Origin of the sequence: Hirschia litorea (assembly GCF_042665075.1) — a bacterium.
Lineage (GTDB): Bacteria > Pseudomonadota > Alphaproteobacteria > Caulobacterales > Hyphomonadaceae > Hirschia > Hirschia litorea.
Genome location: NZ_JBHTBR010000005.1, coordinates 1,211,063 through 1,233,948, shown reverse-complemented (window position 1 = coordinate 1,233,948; position 22,886 = coordinate 1,211,063). Strand labels below are relative to the sequence as shown.

The window sequence follows — 22,886 nt, the reverse complement described above, 5'->3', positions numbered from 1 at the left end:
AGCAGTACGAGATTTTTTGATATAAAACCACAGCAATGACGAGCTTTTGGTTTTGCAGATCCTAGGGATTAGCAAAACCAAAAGCAGTCAATTTTAAAACTGAACTTATAAAATTTCTTAGCCCAATTTTAGATCAGCAACTCCGGAATATTTCCTGTGCTGTCTGCAAATTTATCTACCGGTGTACCAAGCTGCTGTAGCAATGTAAGCAGAAGGTTAGACATTGGGATATCTTCTTCAAAGCGCTGGTGCTTACCATGCTTCAATCCAAAATTATTTCCACCGGCCAACACTAACGGGAAATTACGAGGGTTATGCTCAGTACTCGTACCTGAACCAAAGAGTATGATCGTATTATCCAACAAAGACCCTTCGGCAAATGGATCATCCGTTTCATCCATTTGCTTCAAGAAACCAGCAAAGCGCTGTGCGAGATATTGATCATACCGTCCCCAACGTTCGTATCCACCTTCAGAATTGAAGTCGTGGGAAATACTGTGGTGATGAGGAAGCCCTAAAGCTTCAGGAAAACGACATGCCACAGCACCAGGTGACTCTTCAACCAAGGCATAGGACGCAACCCGCGTACTATCAGTCACAAAGGCTGTATGGATCAATTGGAACATTGAGTCGATAAATTGTGTTGGACCATCTTTTATCGGATCAACGTCGAGAACAAACTGACTTTCCGGTACAACAGGCTTTGGTACGTCCAACCATGACTGCGCACGCGCAATACGGCTTTCCAAAGACCGCACAGCCGTTGCGTATTGCTCCAAACGCGCCTTATCTTCTGAGGGCAGAGAAGCATTTAACTTCTTCAGGTCAGGGACCAAAGAATCCAATATCGATCGGTCACGGCCATATTGGCGCTCTATAGCCTCACGTCCTGCATTTTGCACACTAAATAATTCATTGAATAGTCCACGAGGCCCTGCAACAGAAGGGATAGGCTGCCCCGTACCGGAATATGACATGGTGTGAGGTTCACGAAAATCACCAACCCCTCCCTCTGTCGACATGGTAATGAATGGGTAGCGAGTCTCCCCCCCAATGTGGTTGGCATAGACTTGGTCCGCAGAGATTGAATTCCCACCTGGGGCCTCAGGGTCAGCCGCGCTTAAAAAATACCCCCCTGTAGAGTGGGAATACATTGTTCGGGTACGAGGGTGGGATAAGCCTGAAAGAACACTTAGTTTGCTTTTATAGGGCTCAAGTGCCTCCAATGATTTGTTAAATTTATAATCACTGCCCAATTGGTGGGGAAACCAATGCCAATCCTTATGTGCAACATGCCCTTCTGGTGGCAAACTAACTCCCATACCAAAGAAAACGAAACACAAGCGCTTTGGTGGTGTGCCTGCAAGACTACCTGCTTCAGATGACCCAGTATTCTTTGCATATGCAGGATATGCCAAAGAAGAGAGAGCTGGCAGAAGCAATGACGTACCCCCAGCTTTCAAAAAAGATCTACGATCTGAAAATAATCCTCTACTCATGACTTGTTTCTCCCATAGTTTGTTCAGCTTTCTGCTTTTCTAACGCATGCTGATTTCTGTTCGTAAAAGCGTCTGTTTGTACAATGGCCTTAATTAATTCCGGTATTTTGTAGCCAGATGCTCGGAAAGTCGTTGCGACCTCTTCCGCTTCTTGCTTGTCCAAAATATCGAGTTCGCGTCCCAAGGAATACGTCATCAAATGTTGAACGATATTTCCCATGAGAACATCTTCTTTGCTGTCGAGAAGATAGGCTTTAATTTCTTCAAAGTGAGCTATATGCGTTCCATCAGGAAGCACACTGCTTGCATCAACTTCACGCGGAGGGCTCCCCTCTTTAACGGTAACAGTATCTCTCCAACGTCCTGTCGCATCAAAGTTTTCGAATGCTACGCCCCATGGGTCGATCTGTTCATGACACCCAGAACACGCACTGAGCTGACGGTGATGCTCAATCTTCTCTTTAAGCGTCATATTCGCTAGCAACGGATTGTTGGTATCAAGATCTGGCACCGAGGGAGGCGGAGGTGGAGGCGGATCATTTAACGCCCTCTCCAGCAACCACACACCTCGTTTAATAGGGTGAGAATCTTGACCATTGGAGTTCATGGTTAGGATACTGGCATTGGTTAAAATACCAGCACGCTCCGGAGGGTCACCAACATGCACACGACGCATGTCACCACCGACAACACCTTCGACACCATAGTGACGCGCCAATTCTTCATTCAACATCATATACTCTGACTTAAACAAAGAACGCGCGTCTCTTCCATTTTTCACGACATCCACAAAAGTAGAACGCGTTTCTTCAACGATTAACTGAGCAAACTCTGAGCTGTAATCGGGATAAATTTCCGGTGATACACCCGTGTTTGCAACTTTCTCCAACTGCAACCATTGATCCGCAAACGTCCTACTCATGCGAAGAGATTTGGGGTCATCTAACATCCGCTCAACTTGAGCCGCGAGTACTGCAGGGTCTGTTAATTTCAGATCAGCCGCCAATTGCATCAACGTTTCATCCGGCATGGAAGACCATAAGAAAAAAGACAAACGAGATGCTAAATAATTATTCTGACGAATTTCTTCTCTATCCACCGCATCCGCTTCAATCCGTGCTGCTGGATATCCTATGTATAGAAACTCAGGTGAAATCAGTGCTGACGCCATGGTTTCTTTCAAAGCAACTTCAAATCCATCGCCGCCTTCGTTTAGTTTTCTGAAAAGATTCTCGTAGTGTACTAACTCCGAAGGATGCACAGAACGTCGGAATACGTAGGGTAAATATTGTGACAATACCTCCCGCACTTTCGCAACTTGCACCTCCACCTCATCGCTAGCTGGTGGCTCAATGACCCAACGAGACTCAGGATTGGCTTCAGTTGGCGTTATAGAAGCTTCTACAGCATCCAATTTCAAATAAGGAACACCGCCTTCTTTCCACTTTGCTAAACCAACTTTTTGGTATTCAGCAGCGGCTTCTGCTTGCTCTCTGTACGGAAGAGCAACAGTGGCGTATGATGGCAAATATGGGTCTACTTGACCATAAATCGACCCCGCAAGCGCACCCTTTTCGTGGCGTGCATAGTTCGATAGCACCAGCAACAACCATCTATCTTCACCTTCAGGATCATGGCGCGCTTTTTCAGGAACGATAACGTCCTCTAACCTGAATTTAAATTCAACAGTTTGTGGAGCATCTAAAGGCGCAGTAACATCCTTCTCCCCAATTACGGATACTCTCAAGCTTTGAATTTTACGCCAGCCGGCTTCCAGCTTTAGGCGCGGAACACTTTTATCACCATTTTTACCCGGTATCATGGCAGCTTTTACTTTAACAGTAACCTCACCATGGGTTTGCTTTGTTCTCAGCAACATAAACTGCTCGTGAAGTCTAGCAAAGCCTCTTCCCTCACCCACACCACGCACATCTCCTGTGGGAATCACACCATATGGCAATGGACCATAAACTCGATCACGATATATTGGTGTTTTACCTTCTCTAGCCTGCTTTATAGCTTTCAGTTCTGATGCTGAAATTGGAGAAGGAGCGCGATCATAAGATAAATTATCACCTTCTAAGCGGCCGTAGTGATAGACATCCTCCATCTCAACAAAGAAGTGCTCAACATTATCCGTCCGATCGCCTATTTTCACATAGCTATTCACCGCTTCTCTTGCGATATCTTGATAGAAACGAAGATCGGACATCGCGACCATCAATAGGTCCGCATCAGTATCATACCCGTGCTCTGACTTAGGATCTGATGGCAAAATACCCGAGAAATCTGATCCCACATTAAAAAGGTCTTGATAAACGTGGTTGAGCTCCCGCTTACTTAAACGACGCAAGGGTGCATTCGCACGATCAGCACGACGCGCTAGCGCATGCTCCTTTAGGGCGTCTTGAATCCAATTGATTGCTTTTGCTCTTACGGGACCATTGGGTTGTTTTGCTTCAACAGGTGGCATCCGGTGAGATCCCAACACTCCCAATACTCTATTCCAGTGATGCTGACTGTCGTGCGCTTGAAACGTCGGATCAAAATCTGCCAGCTTTACGTTAGCTTCTTGCTTTCCATCGCCGTGACAGCGAGAGCAATAACTACCAAAGAAGCTACCAACATCTCCTTGGAAACGATCTATAAGGTCAGGAGATATTCCTGTGCCGTCATGAGATACTTGTGCGGTTTGCGTAGTTTCCTCGCCAACATGCGTTATCAATATTGGGCGCAGAAATTTTGGTGCGTGGTCTGCCAAATAAGTAGGTCCATGAACCATCGAACCACCGTCATGAGCAGCAAGCCCCATCAAAGCAATGGAAATCCCTAAACATGCACGGTATCCAATTTTCAATTTTGTATTTTTTACAAATATATCAGTATAATAAATTGCTGCAGCAAGACATGCGAGAATAGCTACACCTATTCCTCGACCGCGATGTCGCTCAACCAAATCTCCTGCATGTCCTTCATTCGACGCAAGCAAAATACCCAGAATTACAGTCGCACAAGCAGAGAGAGCCGCAAGCACTAAAACAGGCCCGACAAACTCAGAAAACTTAGCCGTTTTTTTATTTAACCTCGTAAGTTCCAGTAATCCGGCGAGCACTAAAAAAGCGACTGGGAAGTGTAAAATAAGTGGGTGAAAGCGCCCCAAGAACCGCCCAAAACCTGCTCCTTCAGCTCCGTTTAATGGAGCTAATATCGCTGTAAACTGCACACCTAGCACGAGGCCTATCGTGATTAGCCAAATTAGTAATATGGGGCGACGCATCTTTTTCCTCAAGATTTTTGTTAATTGTAGACAATATTACATATATTTAATAATTTTTCAACGCGGAAAATCCGGCATTCGCCTCTCAAATTATTGTGATGTAAAATTGCCATTCACGGCGCAGCTGTAATCATTCTAACACTTCAGCTGCACATATCCTCTACTCCGGCCAATGAAAAACTTTCGACCATCAAATCAACAGGATAAATCTTCACTACTGAATCCGACCCATGTGAAGTTCTACAAGAGTAAAACCCCACATGGCTCAGAGGCTATAGACTAAAACTTAGCCCGCAGCCCGACATTGTAACGCGCACCATATTGTTCAGCACTCAATAGCTGCTCTCTATAGCGACCGTGACGTCGAGTCGTTTCATTTGTGAGGTTCAAGCCTTCAATAAACACCGTGAAATGATCGTTTATTTCATAGCTCGCATTTGCATCGAATTGCCCATAAGCTTCTGTGAAGGTTGGTTCATTTCCACCTTTTAACAGAAACTCATCACGCCAATTATATGCAATTCGCGCTTGGATACCGTTTTTATCATAAAACGCTACCAAATTCGCTGAGTCACTTAACCCAGAGAGCGCACGGTTTCCATTAATCTGACGAATGTCATATTTTGCATCAGAATCCACCAACGTATAGTTGGCAATCGCGCCAAAGCCGCTATCGCCAAATATGTGCTGGACATTAAATTCCCAACCATCAACTTCAGCAGAATCCAAATTCTCAGGCGTAGTAAATTCAAAATTCAATACTGGTTGATCTGCACGGTTGAAACATGCAGCCGTAGGAATAGTCGCGTCTGGACACAATGCCGGATCAGCGTCCACGCTCGGGTCAGTAAGAGGGTTACCATTCGCATCTTCAATAACACTTAAAACGGTTGTCTCACCAATAAAGTTGTTTACGTATTTCTGGAAATACCCCACAGACACATAGCTTGCTTCATTGTAATAATATTCGACTGAAAAATCGAAATTATCAGACTCAAATGGAAGCAAATTTGGATTCCCCTGACGTGCAAGAGCTGGATCCCCAGGACGAACCTGCGTAATTCTCGTGGATGGGAACATTTTGTCCAATTCACTACGCGTCATGGTTCTTCCATATGAAAAGCGCCCTACCAATTGGTCGGTGATATCAACCTTCACATCGAAATTAGGTAGAATTTTCTTGTATCCACCATAAAGAGTCTGCGCGACCGGAACGCCATCATAAATTACAGAAATACCTTCTAGGTGATTGTATTGAAGATTCTGAATTGTCTCCAAAACTGAATACGCTGAAACATTTGTATCTTCAAATCGAACCCCCGCATTAGCATAAACCGGCATTCCATTAAATTCAGTTTCAAATTCTGCGCTCACAAACGCCGCGAGTGTTTCCTCTTCCACACCATCTGAAGAAGGCGGAGCTTGGAAGAATAGTCCTTGCTCATCGGCAAGTGAGATGTATTCGCTCGCAGAATATCTTGGAACAAATGGATAAATAGTTGTGGCATCTCCAAATTCACTCAGAGCATCGCCTACAGGTTCAAAATCCAAACTTAGGTCATCAAGGGCCAGCGTGGTAATGAAAGCAAAAGTTCCAAATTGACGCGTATCAACTTTATATGACGTTTTTTGAAGTCCAAAGTTTACCGCTGTTAACGCACCTTCGCCAGCATTTTCCCATTTACCAGCGAAACGGGCTTGTTGAATTTGGTTGTCAATTTGATACCCATAAGTATGAAATAAATCGGGTATAATATTGGCCTTATCGTATGCGCCATTTCCTGGAAGTGCTGAATCGTCCACTGTTACTGTTGGAATATCACCCGAGAAGTCAGCAGAAAAATTCACCAGCTTATTGGCAACGCCTTCTAGCACACCCTCTTCGTTAAGTTCATATATGCCATTTGCCAGATTTGTGCGGTGCTCAGAATTGGTGCCATTCGGGTTAGATTTAGATGTTGAATCGTGAAAATCAAAAGTAAAACTCAGAGTATCTGTTGCTTGCCAGTCCAAGTTAAGACCGACAGAGTCCCCTTCTGTTTTCTCATAGAACTGCCATGCCCAGAAATTCAACTCATCCGTTACTTCTATAGGGTTCACCAATGTACCATTTACATCCGGCACACCTGTTGGCTCATCAAACCATAGTCCCTGACGATTCATGTTAGACGTTTGTTCAAAACGTTGGGCAGTATAGTCAATAGTAGCTGTTAAGCGATCAGTAGGTGCAAACTGTAATACAAGCTGCCCATTTTGACGTTTTCTTTGTGTATCAAGTAAATCCAGATCGACTGTCCAGGGCGCCCACCAAGATCCAGTACCATTATCTATGTTGCTAGTATCAATATTCTGGCCACGGTTACGTACCCAACCTTCTGTGCCCACACGGTCCGTATGACTATGGCGCTCAGATTGTGACAACGCCAACAATATCCCTACTTTATCATCTAGGAATTTATGGCTCACCAATCCAGAAATCTCTGGGGTAATATCATCGCCCGTCTCGACGCTTCTATCGATCACTCCCTTTACGCTTCCAAACGCAGTGAAGCCTTGATAGTCAAATGGACGAGCAGTTTTCACATTGATTGTGGAACCAATACCGCCAGAGTCCACATCAGCACGCCCCGTCTTATAAACCTCGACGCCTGACACCAATTCCGATGATATTTCTCGGAAATTAAAACTACGCGTTATACCTTCAGACTCAATTGAGGATGAGCGTGGCATTTGACGCCCGTTCAATGTCACCATGTTGAAGCTTGGTCCGAAACCACGAACGGTAACTTGGTTACCTTCATTATTCGAGCGATCAATAGATACACCCGTAATACGCTGCAAGGACTCTGCAAGGTTGGTGTCTGGAAATTTACCAATGTCTTCTGCTGAAATCGCGTCAACAACACCTTGAGCTGAGCGCTTTATATCCATGGCATCTTTCAACGATCCACGAATACCCGTAATAACAATGGTATCTAATGTCCGATTTGCGTCAGCAATTTCCTGTCCGCCGGCACCGTCCACCACCTCAGCATTTGTCCCCGCGTCACTCGTTTGCGCGTAAGCTTGCTGATTGGCAAAAGACAATGCCGCCGCAGCTGCAGCCCCCATTAAAGATTTCCGAGTCGAATTGTTCACTTTTTTTTCTCCGCCTAAATACGGTAGAGTAGATGGGCGAATAAGTATGACATTGTAGTCAGTCCTATGCGCCTCTAATTCATGCCCCTCTAAAACTTTAGCTAGAATTTCATCCACCGTACATTCACAAACGAAACCACGAATATTTGTGGTTCCAACGATCTCCGGTGAAAATAAAAGAGGGATATCAAAACGTTCCGCAACCAACTGCAAAGCCTCGGCAACACTTACCTCAGGCAAAGTAAAGGAAATTGTCTTTCCTTCGGAATGTGCATGCTGCAGAGCAGAAGCGTAAATAGCTATGCACAGCCACATATGGTTGCGTAATATTCTTATCCCAATTTTCCTCCCGAATATGTGCTCAGTGTGCGGATTATTGTTCAATCACTACCGAGCACGTAAAATTGTAAACAATTGACAAGAAAATATCCTCCATCCCCTTATCAATTTTATTTCATTTATTTTGTATTTCCCTCTCCTCTCTTCTTCAGCAGATTCAAAATAATCATACTCAATTGCGATCAGGTTTCAGCCTTAGCCCAATGCAAATAATTGCTTCGCAATAAGGCATGGGTTGAACGCGCACCCAGCAATTACAATTGTGTTATCTTGCACAAAATGTTTACAATGAACAATACACCAAAATTAAAAGGCTGACTAATCGCCGCAAACTTAAGATCATCATCGGGGAGAAGAAGTGAATAAATTTATCGGAATATCCGCCATATGCTTGGCCGCAGCATGCACATCCCAACAGGGCTTCAATAAGAGCAGCCCCCCCAGTTCCAATCAAACGGACACAATCCAAAACCCAACAATTGAACGCCAATCGCCAACTAACTTCACATATTTATGGGATGGTGAAACTTTTGACGGCTGGCAATTTGTGGACGGAAGTCAGGCAACGACAGACCGCTGGATTATTGAAGGCTCAACACTTAAATCCATCAAGTCCGACACAAAGCGCGAAAAAGACTCTCAGAGCATTTTCACAGACAAATCCTATTCCAATTTCGAACTTATGTTCGATTTCAAAGTTGCCGATGGTGCAAATAGTGGTGTAAAATATCTATCTAAACTTGGAGAAAAATCATTGCCTGAATACCAAATCGTATTCGCGCAACCTGATAAACCATCGTCCAATACCGGTCTCGGAGCGTTCTTCGCTATCGCTTCTCCCCAATACCAACACGCGCAAGGAAGAGATGCCCGCCAATCAAATAGCGAATGGCAGAATGGCAAAATTGTTGTGAAGGATAAAATAATTCAGCATTGGTTGAATGGAGTGAAGATAATCGAAATAAATCGCTGCAGCCCAGAATTCAATGCGCAAGTTGCAAGCAGTATGTTCAAAGAAGAAAATAATTTTGGAAAGCGCGCCTCAGGGAAAATAATGCTTCAGTACAATGATGGAGGTGTGGATTTCAGAAACATCAAAATCAAAGACCATGGTGGAGCAAGCAAAGCAGAAAACATCTGCACCCAATAATATCACCAATCAAACGCCCCATGATTGGCAGCAAAAGCGCGTTGCATTTCAAAAAAATGCAACGCGCTTTTATTTTTTAGAATTATTCGACAGCGTCAAATCGATCCATTACGTTATATACGGCATCGCGGATCTGCTTATGCAGCTTGCCATCATAAGGCAAACGTTGGGTCATAATGACAACCGCAAGATCATTTGTTGGGTCCACCCAAAAATTAGTTCCGGCTGCCCCTCCCCAGCGAAACTCGCCAACATATCCAAAATTATCAGAATCACTTTCTGGCGGCAAAAGACGGACGGTAAACCCTAGACCAAACCCACGCTTGCCAAGAAAACTTGTATCAACAAGCCCCGAAGGAAGGTGATCATCACTCATCAAACTTACCGTCTGCGGCTTTAGAACACGTACACCATTTAACTCACCGCCATTAAGCAGCATGAGCGCAAATTGAGAGTAATCATCAATAGTAGATACCATCCCCAAACTGCCCGGCTTCATAGCGTGCGGTTTGCGATGCAAATCATAAGTGAATTGATCTATATTTTTCTCCAACACCCCCTCTTCATTCATCGTGTAAATGGTAGCGAGACGATGTTGTTCGCCTTCAGGGACATAATAAGTTGTGTCTTTCATTCCCAAAGGATCGAACAACACTTCTCTTAGATACTCCTCCACAGGCTTTCCAGATAAACGCTCTATCATTAGAGACTGCATATCTACAGCCCAAGAATATCTCCACTGCGTACCCGGTTGAAATAACAATGGAAGGCTTCCGCCTGCCTCAGCCATTTCCGAGAGAGTATTCTCCAAGCCAATCTCTTTTTGCGAACCAAAAATTTCTGACCCTGTGTCAGGACCACCCCAAAAACTTTCTGGTAGCCCTGCTGTATGGCGGAGCATATCCAAGACAGTTATAGTTTTTTCAGCTGGAACAAATATTGGCTCTCCGTCTTCTCCTTCACCTGCATAGACGACCATATTGCCAAATTCAGGTATATGTTTTGAAATTGGGTCATCCAATTCAAACAAATCTTGCTCATACAATGTCATCAAACCAACGCTAACTATTGGCTTAGTCATTGAGTAAATGCTGTGAATAGTATCACGCTGGATGGGCTTTTGACTTTCTAAGTCTGCAAATCCAGCTTCACCATAATAAACCTCTTCGTCATTTTGGTACACGACGACAGAATATCCTGCGACATCTCCACTTGCGACAAAATCGGAAATTACTTTATCCACAACTTCCGGCTTGGTAATATGTTGCGATGCGGCTCGCTGAGGGTTTGTTGAGTCTTCGGAAAGAGCAGCGTCCGGCAAAGGCGTCGTAGCACACGCGCCCAAAAGAATCGCTGACACTGAGAGTAAGGCTAACTTCATATTTTCCTCCACATGGAATAATCTAGGAATCTCACGAAGGGCACTACCTCTCCATTCATCATGGCGAGCGTTAGTAAAATGATTTCAACATTAACCGCTGAAACACCATACTCCTCGAAAGCTTCAACAATCGGCAGAGCACTTTCCGCTACTGACAAAATGCATTTTTCGAAAGGGGATCATCGGTTTTGATAAATTTCTCCATGTTCTTGAAGACGAAAAGCTTCAATACAATCGAAACGTACAGCACCTATTTTCACTCTTCCCAACACAAATTGACACGCACCTAAAATCGCTTCGGTACAGGTTTTTTTGTTTATTTTTACACCTGCCGAATTCTGCCGACACACTCACTAAATCAAATATGTATACAATTGACAATGTGTATTTCCATGCTCATGGTTCAGGCAATTAAGGAGAGGAAGTCATGAATAAAACAAACAAAAACCTCAAAGTTAAAATCGAGGCTGTATAGTTATGCTAACAGATAAGAGACAACGCACACTATTGCTCGCACTACTGTTTTTTACAGTTGTGATCAATTATATGGACCGGATAAACATATCCGTTGCTGCCTCCGCCATTAGAGGCGATTTAGGCCTATCCAAAGAGTCTATGGGGATTATTTTTTCTGCATGGGCATGGACATATACAGGCTTCCAAATACCTGGCGGCATCGTTGCTGATAGGTTTAAAGCACGCGTACTTTATCCAATCCTACTCGTGGGTTGGTCATTAGCCACAATTGTCCAAGGATTTGTATCTTCCCTAGGCGCACTTGTCGGATGTCGCGTATTTGTAGGTGCTTTTGAAGCCCCTTCATACCCAATCAACAACAAGGTTGTGACCCAATGGTTCCCACCAAATCAACGTGCGTCAGCAATTAGTATTTATACGTCTGGTCAGTTCATTGGATTGGCGTTTCTCGCACCCGTTCTCACCATTTTGCTTGTAGAGTTTGGATGGCGCAATTTCATGATTGCAACTGGGATCATGGGCGTTTTATGGGCCGTTGTTTGGTTTGTACTCTATCCTAAAACAAAGGAAGATAATAAAAAAACCAACGAAGATGGCTCACAAGAAGAAGTTGTCCAACGCCCCCAAGCCAAGATAGACCTCCCCCTAGCGTTTAGTCATTCTAAACTATGGGGACTATACATTGGGCAGTTTGCTATTGGATCTGTGTTTATCTTTTTCCTAACATGGTTCCCTACCTACCTTACAGACTACCGAGGAATCGAAATTGTTAAATCTGGCTTTATGTCAGCAGTGCCCTATTTAGGTGCTTTTGCGGGCGTTCTCTTAGCCGGCTTCTCGTCTGACGCGATGTCACGCAGAGGAATTTCTGAAGAAATTGCACGTAAAGCTCCGGTAATGCTCGGGTTGGTTTTCTCTACAGCTATTATTGGGGCCAACTTCACAACCAATAACAATCTAGCGATAGCCTTCCTTACAATCTCATTTTTCGGTGTGGGTTTAGCCTCAATCACATGGGTTTTCGTATCCCTAATTGCACCTGATGAATATGTTGGAATGATCGGTGGGGTGTTCAATTTCTTTGGAGGAACGTCCGCTATTATCACTCCGTTCCTTATCGGAGTATTGATCTCTGACGACAACTTCGCACCCGCCTTTTTCTACATAGGAACAGTCGCGGTATTGGGCTTTTTATCCTACCTATTCATCGTAGGAAAAGTTGAGAAAATCGAACTCAAGACAGATAAGCCTCTCGAAGCATAATTTGAGGCATTCACTTATATCTTAAACTTCTCCATCACAGCCCCCTCTAAAACTCTCACGGGGGCTGTGATACTTTAAACTCCCAAACACCAATGTGGGCCACAAACTAAACGCAACAATGCGTACGCACACACTTACGCGGTTCGCCGATTAGCCTTACCGCTATAATCCGTGCCCCAGTTTGAAAACACTGCTTTATACTCCCCCCACCCAAATTAGCAGAACAGCATAAAAAAAGGGGCACCAAACCTTGGCACCCCTTCTTAGATATCACCCCCCTAGCTTAAGACTAGGAGGCACTCGTCACGGCTAAAACGCCGCCCGTACTCCAAAGGCAAAGCGTGGACCAAGTTGCTCCATGCTTATGATCTGATCAGGGAAACGCCCATGAGACCGCGTTGTCTCATCAGTAATATTCAATCCCTCAAGGAAAACAGAGAAATTATCATTGATCTCATAGCTAGCACTCACATCGAACTGACCATAGCTCTCTACGAACACCGGCTCCCCAGGACGCTGAGGCTGCGTTAAGGACAGCAAGAAATCATCACGCCAGTTGTAAGCCAATCGGGCCTGCAACGGGCCTTTCTCATAGAACCCAATAATATTTGCAGAATCACTCAAACCTGTGAGTGCGACTGTTTGATCAATATCATACACATCATAAGCAAGGTCACTTTCAACTAATGTGACATTCCCAATGATACCAAACCCAGTTTCACCGAATGTATGCTGGATGTTAAGTTCCCAACCATAAACTTCAGCATCCTGAATATTATCTGGCTGAGCTATACTAAATTCGATGACCGGATCAGTCGGCATTGAGAAACAATCCGGATTCCCCCCCTGAACTTCATCAGGACATCCAGGACGCGGATTTATACTTGGGTCTCTTAATGGGTTTCCGTTGATATCAGGGATACTTCCCACAACTGTGGATGTACCAATAAAGTTCTGAACATACTTATGGAAATATCCCACAGACGCATAACTTGCATCGTCATAATACCACTCAGCAGTGAAATCGATATTGTCGGAGGAAAGTGGAGACAGATTGGCATTCCCCCGCGAAGCATTAAACGGCCCACCAGGACGTGCATCTAAAGCCAGTGACGGGAACATAGACGACAAATCAGGTCGACTAATTGTACGGCTATAAGAGAAGCGCCCCACAACATCTTCCAACACATCCATTCTAAAATCTACATTCGGAAGGAGTAAGGAATAACTATTATTTTCAGCGACCCCAGTCAGCTCGTCTGAGAAAATTTCAAAGAACCGCCCCGCTGTATTCACGTAATTCAGCGCAATAATCTGGTTTTGCAACGAGCTTGCTGTCACCTGAGTATCTTCGTACCGAATACCCGCATTCAAACTCACAGGCATTTTGTTGAATTCGGTCTCAACATCAAAAGACAAATAAGCAGAAATAGTCTCTTCATTCACAGCATTGAAAGTCGGATCATTTTGCAGATAGAACCCCTGATCCTTAGCCAATTGCAATGCTTCAAGCGCATCATATTCCGCCAAAACAGGAAACAGGTTTTGGTCGCCACCAATATTGCTACCAAATCCATCTACCGGTGAAAATTGAAGGTCCAGCGCAGAAATATCAACCGGCGCAAACACCACTGTTCTGCGTCTCAAGGTATCTATCTGATAATCCGTCATTGCAGCACCAAAATTGATGCCTCTCAACGCTCCATCGGATAAGTTTGCCCACTGACCATGCAATTGTGCTTGTTGAATATTGTTTTTGATTTCAAACCCACGGGTTTGAAACAGGTCAAACACTATATTTTCACTACTAAAAGCATTGCCTGTTGGGAATCCAGAATCATCATACACAATATCTGGACGACCGCCCGGACGTGTAATCAACCCAATATCGACATCACCTTGAGGCAGTGTTGAGGGGTCATTGTCGTGATCGCGACGCGGGTTTTTCAGATTGATAATAGTCTCAGAACTTTGTCCATCTGGCTGCGCGTGAGATGTAGAATCGTGGAAATCAAATTGTAATGAGAGCGAATCCGTTGGCTTCCAATCAACGTTGAAACCAACAGAGTCGTTTTCTGTCTCAAACAGATTATGGAAAGACCAGAAATTCAACTCATCATTCGCACGCATAGGATTTGTAACTGTCCCATCGGCATCAGCATTTCCACCTGCATCTGTGTCAAACCAAAAGCTTGAACGGTTCAGACGGTCAGTTTCCTCGAACCGAGACAGCGTATAATCGGCTGTCATCGTCAGGCGGTCAGTAGGCGCATATTGCAGCACCAACTGTCCGTTTTGGCGCGTACGCTCCTGCACATGCTGGTCAACATCTATAGATAGCGGCAACCAATGTGTTTGGTTTGGATTATTTGAAGTATCAATACCGCTTTTATCAACTTCAGTACCGCGATTGGCTGGCCACCCTTGAGACCCCACCCGTTCCCTGCGCGAGTCACGCTCAGCATGAGAAACAGACAGCAATATGCCAAGCTTATCATCTAGGAAGGTTTTGCTAATCAATCCAGAAATTTCAGGCGTGACACTGCGCCCCTCTTCAACACTTGTATCCATATTACCCTTTACCGTGCCGGCAAATTTAAAGCCGTCATAGTCAAAGGGTTTGGCAGTTTTAATATTGATTGTGGATCCTATGCCGCCCGAACTTACATTCGCACGACCGGTTTTATAAACCTCTACTCCCGATACAGACTCAGCGGCCAACTCACGGAAATTAAAACTCCGGTTAATGCCCTCTTCCAATAATGTAGAAGATGTCGGCATTTGACGGTTATTCAATGTCACCAAATTAAAGCTTGGCCCAAAACCACGTACCGTAACTTGATTACCTTCCCCATTGGAACGATCAATCGACACACCAGTAATCCGCTGAAGCGACTCAGCGAGGTTTGTATCTGGAAACTTACCTATATCTTCTGCTGAAATGGCATCCACGACGCCATCCGCATTGCGCTTTATGGCTGTCGCATCAATAAGTGATTTACGGATACCCGTAATTACAACGGTCTCCATAACTTTATTTTCGTCTTGTACAACAACTTCATTCGCTGCTGACGTAAGCTCTTGCGCTGATGCAGCCCCCGCGCCGACAACGACTGACGCCGCGCCTGCCATTAACATTCTTTTGAGTTCAATACTTGTCAATTCTGAGTCCTCCCTCTTGACCTTGCGATCACGTGAGATCGTTACGATCCCGCTTGATGTCAGACCGGCAGAGAAATCAGTGCCTTCAAATATAATCTCTAGCGCTTCGCGAACAGTATACTTTCCTTCAATTGGCCGAAGCCCAGAAGTGGAAGCTAATTCATATGGAAAGATGAGTTGCACGCCCGTTTGCTGCGCAAACAATTCCATGACTTGAGACAATTGAGACGCTTCAATTTGAAAATCAAAACGTGCGTTCTCATCATCCTCCGCTATGGCGATGTTACTCGTGCTAATAATAGTACCCGCAATTATAGATATAACGACAGTACGACCTAGCTTGGCGTTTCCTCGACCTATGAATTTCTTCAATTTATTATTGTCCGCTGCATTTTCTCTAGCAGTCTATCTGTGAGACAGACGAAGCGATTAAACCCGCAGCTTAGAAGATGTCATTTTTGACAATTGTTTACAATAATCTCAAAAAAATGATCTCAACCTACCTTTCAAAAAAAGGGAGGCCACACATTATACAGCGCGACGGATGTGCACGGTATTTTCATCTTGATATTCAATTTTCAGATCGAATGTCTGCCCGATTGCCTCAAGCAATCCATCCACATCACCAGCTTTAAAATAACCACCAATGGGCAACTCGGCGATTGCTGGATCATCGACGATTATGTCAACATCCGTATAACGCCCAACCTCTAAAATAACTTCAGATAACGGCTCGCCTGCGAACGCCAGCAGTCCTCTCCTCCAAGACATTCTACGATTGAGTTCAGAATTAGATAGCGGCTGCAATAGCTCAACTTTAGCACGCACAACGCGCGCATAATCACCTGCAGCCAATTCTTGGCCGCCGCCCACACTCTTAGAAATGTGAGTATCACCAATCTCAAAAGGTTCAACAACCTTCACACGTCCTTCTGTAACCGTCACCTCAACACTGCTTGTATCAAGCTTTACAGAAAAAGCGGTTCCTACAGCCCTCACGACACCATCGGATGTATGCACAGAGAAAGTGCGCCTCACATCCTTCGTCACTTCAAAATGCGCCTCACCAGCCAACAAAAACACATCCCGCCCGCTATCTGTAAACTCTACAGACATCTTGCTTCCAGTGTTTAACGTCACAATAGAACCATCGGCCAAAGTCACATCCCGCTTCTCGCCTACTAAGGTCGAAAATTGCTCATGTTGCATGGATGAATTTACTTTTGGAAATACACTACTTGAAGTCCCATCCACCAAATTGAAGCCAACACCGACCACCCAGATGGCTGCGACTGCCGACACAATGCCTGCGATGACTTTAGATACTTTCTTTACATTGGAGGGGCGACGAATATCATCAAGATAATTCAACTCATCTAATATATCTAACTGCCCCCACAACGCGGCAAGCCTTTCAAATTCCTCTTCATGCGCAGAACTCTGAGACAACCAAAGGCGCAATTCATCTAAACGCTCGGCACTTAAAGGACGAGATTCGCAAATAGCCACCCAAGAGGCGGCTTCTTCTCGCACCTTGCTGCGATCAGGGAATTTCACAATATTCGTTGAATCAGTCATCTTTTAATTCCCGACCGACCTTACCATCATTTGATAGACTTTCTGACTTAGGGATTTTCTTCCCATAACTACGTTCGCCCCTACCATAGTCCTCAGGATCATACCCACGCTCACTCAGATAATCTTCACATTTCAAAATGCCGATCGCAATTTGCTTCTCAACAGCGCTGACCGAAATACCCAATTGATGCGCAATCTCTTTGACTTTAAGCCCTTCAATTTTGCGCAAAATAAATACTTTTTGACACCTTGATGGTAGGCTTGCTACGGCCTCAGTAAGCAGCACTAATTTCTGCTTGGACTCATACCCCACATCAACACTATTCTCAAACCAAGTAGCGCCGCACGCCACATCAATATCTTCAACATTATCAGTCGTCGTATTTGATTTCTTGACGAGTTCGTTCAGGGCTAAATTTTTTGCTGTCTGGAACAGGAAAGCGCGCGGTGCATTTATCTTCTTGGATCTATTCGCCATAAATGTCCGTAAAAACGCTTCTTGCGACACATCTTCTATGTCTTGCGTTCTGGATAGGTACCGCCGAAGAAACCTCTGCAAACTATCCTTATTTTCGATATATGCCTTCAGCAATGGCGTCATTCTAGTTCCAATCAGCGCCCAATCGTGCAGACACTTCGTCTTCGCACAAGCAATCCTCAATGCTTAGACATCTCAGCACCCAAAACCCGCATATATATAATGCTATTTTATTTCATGTACTTTGTCGAAGAGAAGCATACATCTCTCTTCGACACTGATAAACGACAACGCCTAATTAGATCGACAGGTTCACCACTCCAGCTTCATCCATGCAGAAACAGTTTCTTTGGGCTGCAACGCGATCATGCCTGGCGCCCCCTCAACACGCGTCGCATCAATCTGATGAGACACGGGCTCAAAGCACACAATATCGCTAGGCCATGCAGGTGTGTACATCATGGCAGTCGATAGGTTTTCTGACGCTGTCATTTTTACGGACGTAAAACGCTGCCCCTGCTCCAATGTGGCAACGCGGTCCCAGCCTGTAAAATCATTATTGATATATTTTTCAGTCTTGGGGATGACTTTACCTTGAGAATAATCCCAATACGGATTTTGCGCGATTGGAATATACTCATCAGGCATATCCATCTCATTTTGCAGTCCGACCTTATCAGCCTTAAAGGTCAATTTTGTATCCTCATCACGCGGAAACCATGGATGAAAGCCAAACCCGTAGGGCAATTCGATATCAGCTTCATTCGTAATAGAAAGCGTGATTTTCACCGAATTGTCCGACAATTCAAACTTTTGCTTGGCCGAGTACTTAAAAGGCCCATTGCTCCCGTTTGGCAGTACGATCTCAGCAATATTTCCAGATGTTTCGGATATTTGCCACGGCCGCTGAAAAGCATCTCCGTGCAAAGGAAGCTCTGCACCTTCAATATTCTGCGGAATATCGTAATGCTGCCCCTTCCAGACAATCCCATCAGTCAATCGGTTCGTGAACGGTATTAGAATAATAGATGCAAGCTCAAATGGTCCGTCCGCTACTTCACCACTCCATGGTCGCAGTATCGGACGTTCCCCCATTGATAGCGAACCAATTCCTCCGCCCATCTCTGGAATAATCGTCATTTCTGCATCGCCACTTTGAAGGCTAATCATGACCACATCACCCCCCGATCCCTCTACTAAGTCTGTTTGATTGGGCGCACTCATATCACGACACGAGGCTGTTAGTGCAAGGCTTGATCCAGCCAATACAGTTAAAATAAACGTCCGGCGTTTCATCTCCTCCCCCTATGTTTAATAATATTATTTTATACGTCATATTAATTGCAGACAGCTGTCAAAGCAATCGCTGACTGGTCAGATCAATCCCTTTCCTTAGTGCGCGCCCAAATACATCCGACCTAAATGTATACCACTTCAGCTAGACCCACATACGAAAAGTACCAACTATACAACCATACAACGAAAATTGTTTCAATATTGCCACACCAACACACATAAACCCAATTGGTCCTACCAATTAAAACTATATTACAGCATTATTGGTTGACTTATTGGTAATCACAAATAATTGTGTACTCACCACTCTTCGCATCAAGACGAAGACAGAAACAAAAACCCATTGGGAGGGATAAGCCGTGCCGACACATCACCGAGAAGAATCCACCAAGCAAAAGCCAAGACAATTCTTGCGCGCCGCCTTACTGGCTGGCGCAGCCTTTTCCTTTGCTTCCCCTGCCATCGCGCAAGACAATGCCGAAACAACTGTCGACGAACAGAAAAAACTCGACACAATCGTTATCACTGGCATTAGAAGCTCACTCGCAAACGCTCTAGAAGAGAAACGTAGTGCAGCCAGCCTAATAGAAGTCATCAACGCCGAAGATATTGGTAAACTACCTGACCAAAACCTTGCTGAAGTCCTAGAGAATGTAACAGGTGTCCAAATCACGCGTACTGCTGGTGTGGGTACAGGTGTGCAAATCCGTGGTACAAACGCCAACCGTACAGAAATCAACGGTGTATCTACTGTTGGAGCTGGTTCGGGGCGTAGCGGTATCAGCTTTGAAGATGTTCCAGCTGCCATGATTGCGGCTGTGGAAGTCACAAAGTCCCCAGAAGCTAAAACTATTGAAGGGTCTGTAGGTGGTACGATCAACCTTAGAACAATTCGTCCCCTTGACCTAAATGACCGCGTAGCCAACATCCGCATCCAAGGTGAAGACAGCAGCCTGACAACAGACGGTATCACACCAAGAGTATCCGGAACTTATGGGGACAATTGGCCAACTTCAGTTGGAGACTTCGGTGCAGTCATCAGCTTAAGTTATGCGGAACAAGATGCGACTGCTTTCCGCCCTCGTGTAGACCGCGACAACCTCATTGCATCAGACAGTGGCGCAGCAAGCGCACAAAACTTTGACTTTTTACCCATTCAATTCCTGATTCAAGATTACGACAATTACGAATCCCAAACAACGAACTTTGCTGGTGCATTTGAATGGGCACCAAACGACAGCTTAAAATTCTACCTAGACGGTGTGGTGAACGACCAAGAACGTCGCCAAGAAAGCTCTCGCATCCAAGCATCTGGTATTTCTGATGTAAGAGATATTGCAGTTCCCAGTGAGTTTGAAACAGTAAATTTTGGCTCCCTTAATGGCCAAGGGCTTGGCAGTATCGACGCAGCAGTCAAAGGCATCCTGCCCGTAGACACTGACGGCCTTGATGGTAACCTGCGCTTCTCTGGTGACACAGGATCACGCCTAACTGAAAGTCAGATTTTCAGACTCGGCACAGAATGGAATAGAGGGAATTTTTCTGGAACGGTTGAAATAGCAACCTCTCAGTCTGACACAACTCGTCCAGACTTCAGCACGACCTTAAACTTCATCAACCCAAACTCACCAACCAATTCATCAAATGAAAACGGTACTCCATTTGAATACGACCTTACTGGCGGTTCACTAACATGGGGAATTGCACAAGGCGCTGCCGGTGGCCCAACAACAGCTCAATTGCTGGACCCAGCAAACATTGTGCTTCGCGATGTGAACATTTCTCAAGACAGATCAGAAAATAGCGAAGATGCTTTCCGTACTGACATCTCTTATGATTTAAGTGAAAACAACATTTTCCTGACTTCAATCGATGCTGGATACCGCTACAATAAAACAACAAGCCTTCGCGACGAGATCACATCAAGCGTTGGTCTTAGAAACATGGCCGATAGCCCAACTGGGGATCTGTTCGCAGATATCCTTGTTGCTGGCCCTGATAATTTCAATGCCGCTGATGGTAGAGAATTATTCGTTCGCGACTTTCTCCTAATTGATCCAGAGCTAGCCGCTTCAAACCCTCAAGCTGTGCTTGATACGCTAAATGCAGCAATACTTGCGAATAACGCAATCACAGGCTCAACGCGTGGACCGATCAGCTCACCCACATCCAGCCAAAGTGCATTCTTTGACATTGAAGAAAAGACACATGCGGTATACGGACAAATTAATTTCGAGCACGGCATTCTACGCGGGAATGCGGGTCTACGTTATTTAGAAACAGAGATTGTCTCTAAAGGTAATGCTATTCTTGACGGCGTTGCTTCACCAACAACGACTACGAGCGACTACCAATTCTTGTTGCCACGTCTAAACTTGGCTGCAAACATTACAGAAAACCTAGTTGTACGTGCAGGCTATGGTAAGGACATCCGACGTCCTGACTTTGATGATTTGTCTACATCATTCACATTCGGCACGAGCCCAAACTCATCGGTTAATCTGGGTAATCCAAACTTGATACCTGAAGAAGTTGAATCTTTCGATATTTCAGCTGACTGGTATTTCGCTCCATCAGCCGTTCTGAGTGCAGGTTTCTTCCACAAAACGCGTACAGGCTTGTTTGTTGACCAAAATGAATCTCCATTCGAAGATCCTGTAACGGGTTTCCGTGATATTGTGGGACCTGACTGTGAAGACGGCGGTATCTTCAACCCAATCGCAGACATCAACGTGTTTGGTCCTGTTGGCCGCGGTGTGTGTGTTCCATCATCACAAAAAGTCAACGGCGCGGGTGAAAACACACTATCAGGTATCGAATTGGCCTTCCAATACGACCTTTCAAGTTTTGAAGACAAGATTGGTTGGGCTTCAGGCTTTGGTGTACTTGCTAACTTCACCCATCAAGAATTTTCTGGTGGTGAGGAAGTCTGGACACCAACATCTCGTGCTGAAGCTGTTTTCGCAGCAAATGGCGCAACAAATGTTGAGCTTTCAGTTTCAGAGATCGACCTGTCTGAAAATGCATATAACGCGACGCTCTACTATGAGAAATATGGCCTTTCAGCCAGAGCGCGCTACACATGGCGTGATGCATACCGCTCAGAAGACTTTGGTAGCACATCAAGTTACCCATGGGGCTTCCCAGTTATCCAAGAAGCCAGAGGCCAGCTCAATGCAAGCATCAATTATGATGTAACTGAAAAGCTGAACATCGGTATCGAAGCTGTAAACCTTACAGAGTCTGAAGTATCACAATCCTGTGTAAATGAAGGCGCCCTACTGTGTTACCAAGGTCTAACAGACCGCCGTATTACATTTGGTGCAAACTACAATTTCTAAAAGACCTTCGTCTCATTAGAATGACGCATAGAAAACGCCTCACATCTGTGAGGCGTTTTTTTTGTGCAAAGCATACCAACTCCAGCCAATACGCCGAACGCTCGCCCCAAATTACCTGCTGAAAGATGTTATTTTCGAAGACGACGTCCCTTGCCGACATCTCAGACCATGATAAACCAATCTGCATAAACAGCACACACGCATTTAGGCATCGGGAATACCTTGAAAACCTGATCAACCTAAGCATCAAATAGGCGGAAGTTTCTGATGAAATTCTTTGTAGATACAGCAAATGTCGATGAAATCCGGGAGCTTGAATCCTACGGTCTGATTGATGGGGTGACAACAAACCCTTCACTCATCAAAAAATCAGGACGTGATTTTGTCGAAGTCATTACAGAAATCTGCTCCGTCACAAACGGTCCGGTTTCTGCTGAGGTCATCGCACTTGATACAGAAGGCATGTTAGCTGAAGGGCGTAAGCTGGCAAAAATTGCAGACAATATC

At 44.9% G+C, this 22,886-nt stretch carries 12 protein-coding genes; 4 read left to right on the top strand and 8 right to left on the bottom strand.

The window, feature by feature from the left end:
- Nucleotides 1-128 precede the first annotated feature (128 nt).
- The 3 genes from ACFQS8_RS14240 to ACFQS8_RS14230 all read right to left on the bottom strand — a co-directional run bounded on the left by ACFQS8_RS14240 (nt 129) and on the right by ACFQS8_RS14230 (nt 7,887).
- Nucleotides 129-1,499, bottom strand: coding sequence for a DUF1552 domain-containing protein (locus tag ACFQS8_RS14240; RefSeq protein WP_382168507.1), 1,371 nt, complete (start codon nt 1,497-1,499; stop codon nt 129-131).
- Nucleotides 1,492-4,776: a DUF1592 domain-containing protein gene (locus tag ACFQS8_RS14235; RefSeq protein ID WP_382168505.1), complete on the bottom strand. Its 3,285-nt coding sequence runs from the start codon at nt 4,774-4,776 to the stop codon at nt 1,492-1,494. Before ACFQS8_RS14235 ends, ACFQS8_RS14240 begins: the two co-directional genes overlap by 8 nt.
- 279 nt (nt 4,777-5,055) lie before the next feature.
- On the bottom strand, nt 5,056-7,887 hold the full coding sequence (locus ACFQS8_RS14230; RefSeq protein ID WP_382168646.1) for a TonB-dependent receptor: 2,832 nt from the start codon (nt 7,885-7,887) through the stop codon (nt 5,056-5,058).
- A 724-nt stretch (nt 7,888-8,611) separates the two neighbouring features.
- Between ACFQS8_RS14230 and ACFQS8_RS14225 the strand changes: the two genes are divergently transcribed.
- Nucleotides 8,612-9,403: a 3-keto-disaccharide hydrolase gene (locus tag ACFQS8_RS14225; RefSeq protein ID WP_382168503.1), complete on the top strand. Its 792-nt coding sequence runs from the start codon at nt 8,612-8,614 to the stop codon at nt 9,401-9,403.
- An 82-nt stretch (nt 9,404-9,485) separates the two neighbouring features.
- Here the strand turns inward: ACFQS8_RS14225 and ACFQS8_RS14220 are convergent, their stop codons facing one another.
- Nucleotides 9,486-10,784, bottom strand: a complete 1,299-nt coding sequence (locus ACFQS8_RS14220; protein WP_382168501.1) for a serine hydrolase domain-containing protein — start codon at nt 10,782-10,784, stop codon at nt 9,486-9,488.
- 477 nt (nt 10,785-11,261) lie between these two features.
- On the opposite strand from ACFQS8_RS14220, the gene ACFQS8_RS14215 reads away from it, so the two are divergent.
- Nucleotides 11,262-12,524, top strand: coding sequence for an MFS transporter (locus ACFQS8_RS14215; RefSeq protein WP_382168500.1), 1,263 nt, complete (start codon nt 11,262-11,264; stop codon nt 12,522-12,524).
- Between the two features lie 309 nt (nt 12,525-12,833).
- Here the strand turns inward: ACFQS8_RS14215 and ACFQS8_RS14210 are convergent, their stop codons facing one another.
- From ACFQS8_RS14210 to ACFQS8_RS14195, 4 genes are all read right to left on the bottom strand, one after another.
- Nucleotides 12,834-15,656: a TonB-dependent receptor gene (locus tag ACFQS8_RS14210; protein WP_382168644.1), complete on the bottom strand. Its 2,823-nt coding sequence runs from the start codon at nt 15,654-15,656 to the stop codon at nt 12,834-12,836.
- Nucleotides 15,657-16,214: 558 nt separating this feature from the next.
- Entirely contained in the window at nt 16,215-17,264 is a 1,050-nt protein-coding gene (locus tag ACFQS8_RS14205; protein ID WP_382168498.1) for a FecR family protein, read from the bottom strand.
- On the bottom strand, nt 17,257-17,865 hold the full coding sequence (locus ACFQS8_RS14200) for an RNA polymerase sigma factor (RefSeq protein WP_382168496.1): 609 nt from the start codon (nt 17,863-17,865) through the stop codon (nt 17,257-17,259). Before ACFQS8_RS14200 ends, ACFQS8_RS14205 begins: the two co-directional genes overlap by 8 nt.
- A 189-nt stretch (nt 17,866-18,054) precedes the next feature.
- Entirely contained in the window at nt 18,055-19,038 is a 984-nt protein-coding gene (locus ACFQS8_RS14195) for an aldose 1-epimerase (protein ID WP_382168494.1), read from the bottom strand.
- 359 nt (nt 19,039-19,397) lie between these two features.
- On the opposite strand from ACFQS8_RS14195, the gene ACFQS8_RS14190 reads away from it, so the two are divergent.
- Entirely contained in the window at nt 19,398-22,379 is a 2,982-nt protein-coding gene (locus ACFQS8_RS14190; protein ID WP_382168492.1) for a TonB-dependent receptor, read from the top strand.
- Nucleotides 22,380-22,646: 267 nt separating this feature from the next.
- Nucleotides 22,647-22,886: transaldolase family protein (locus ACFQS8_RS14185; protein ID WP_382168490.1), on the top strand; the 240-nt coding region annotated here is incomplete at its 3' end.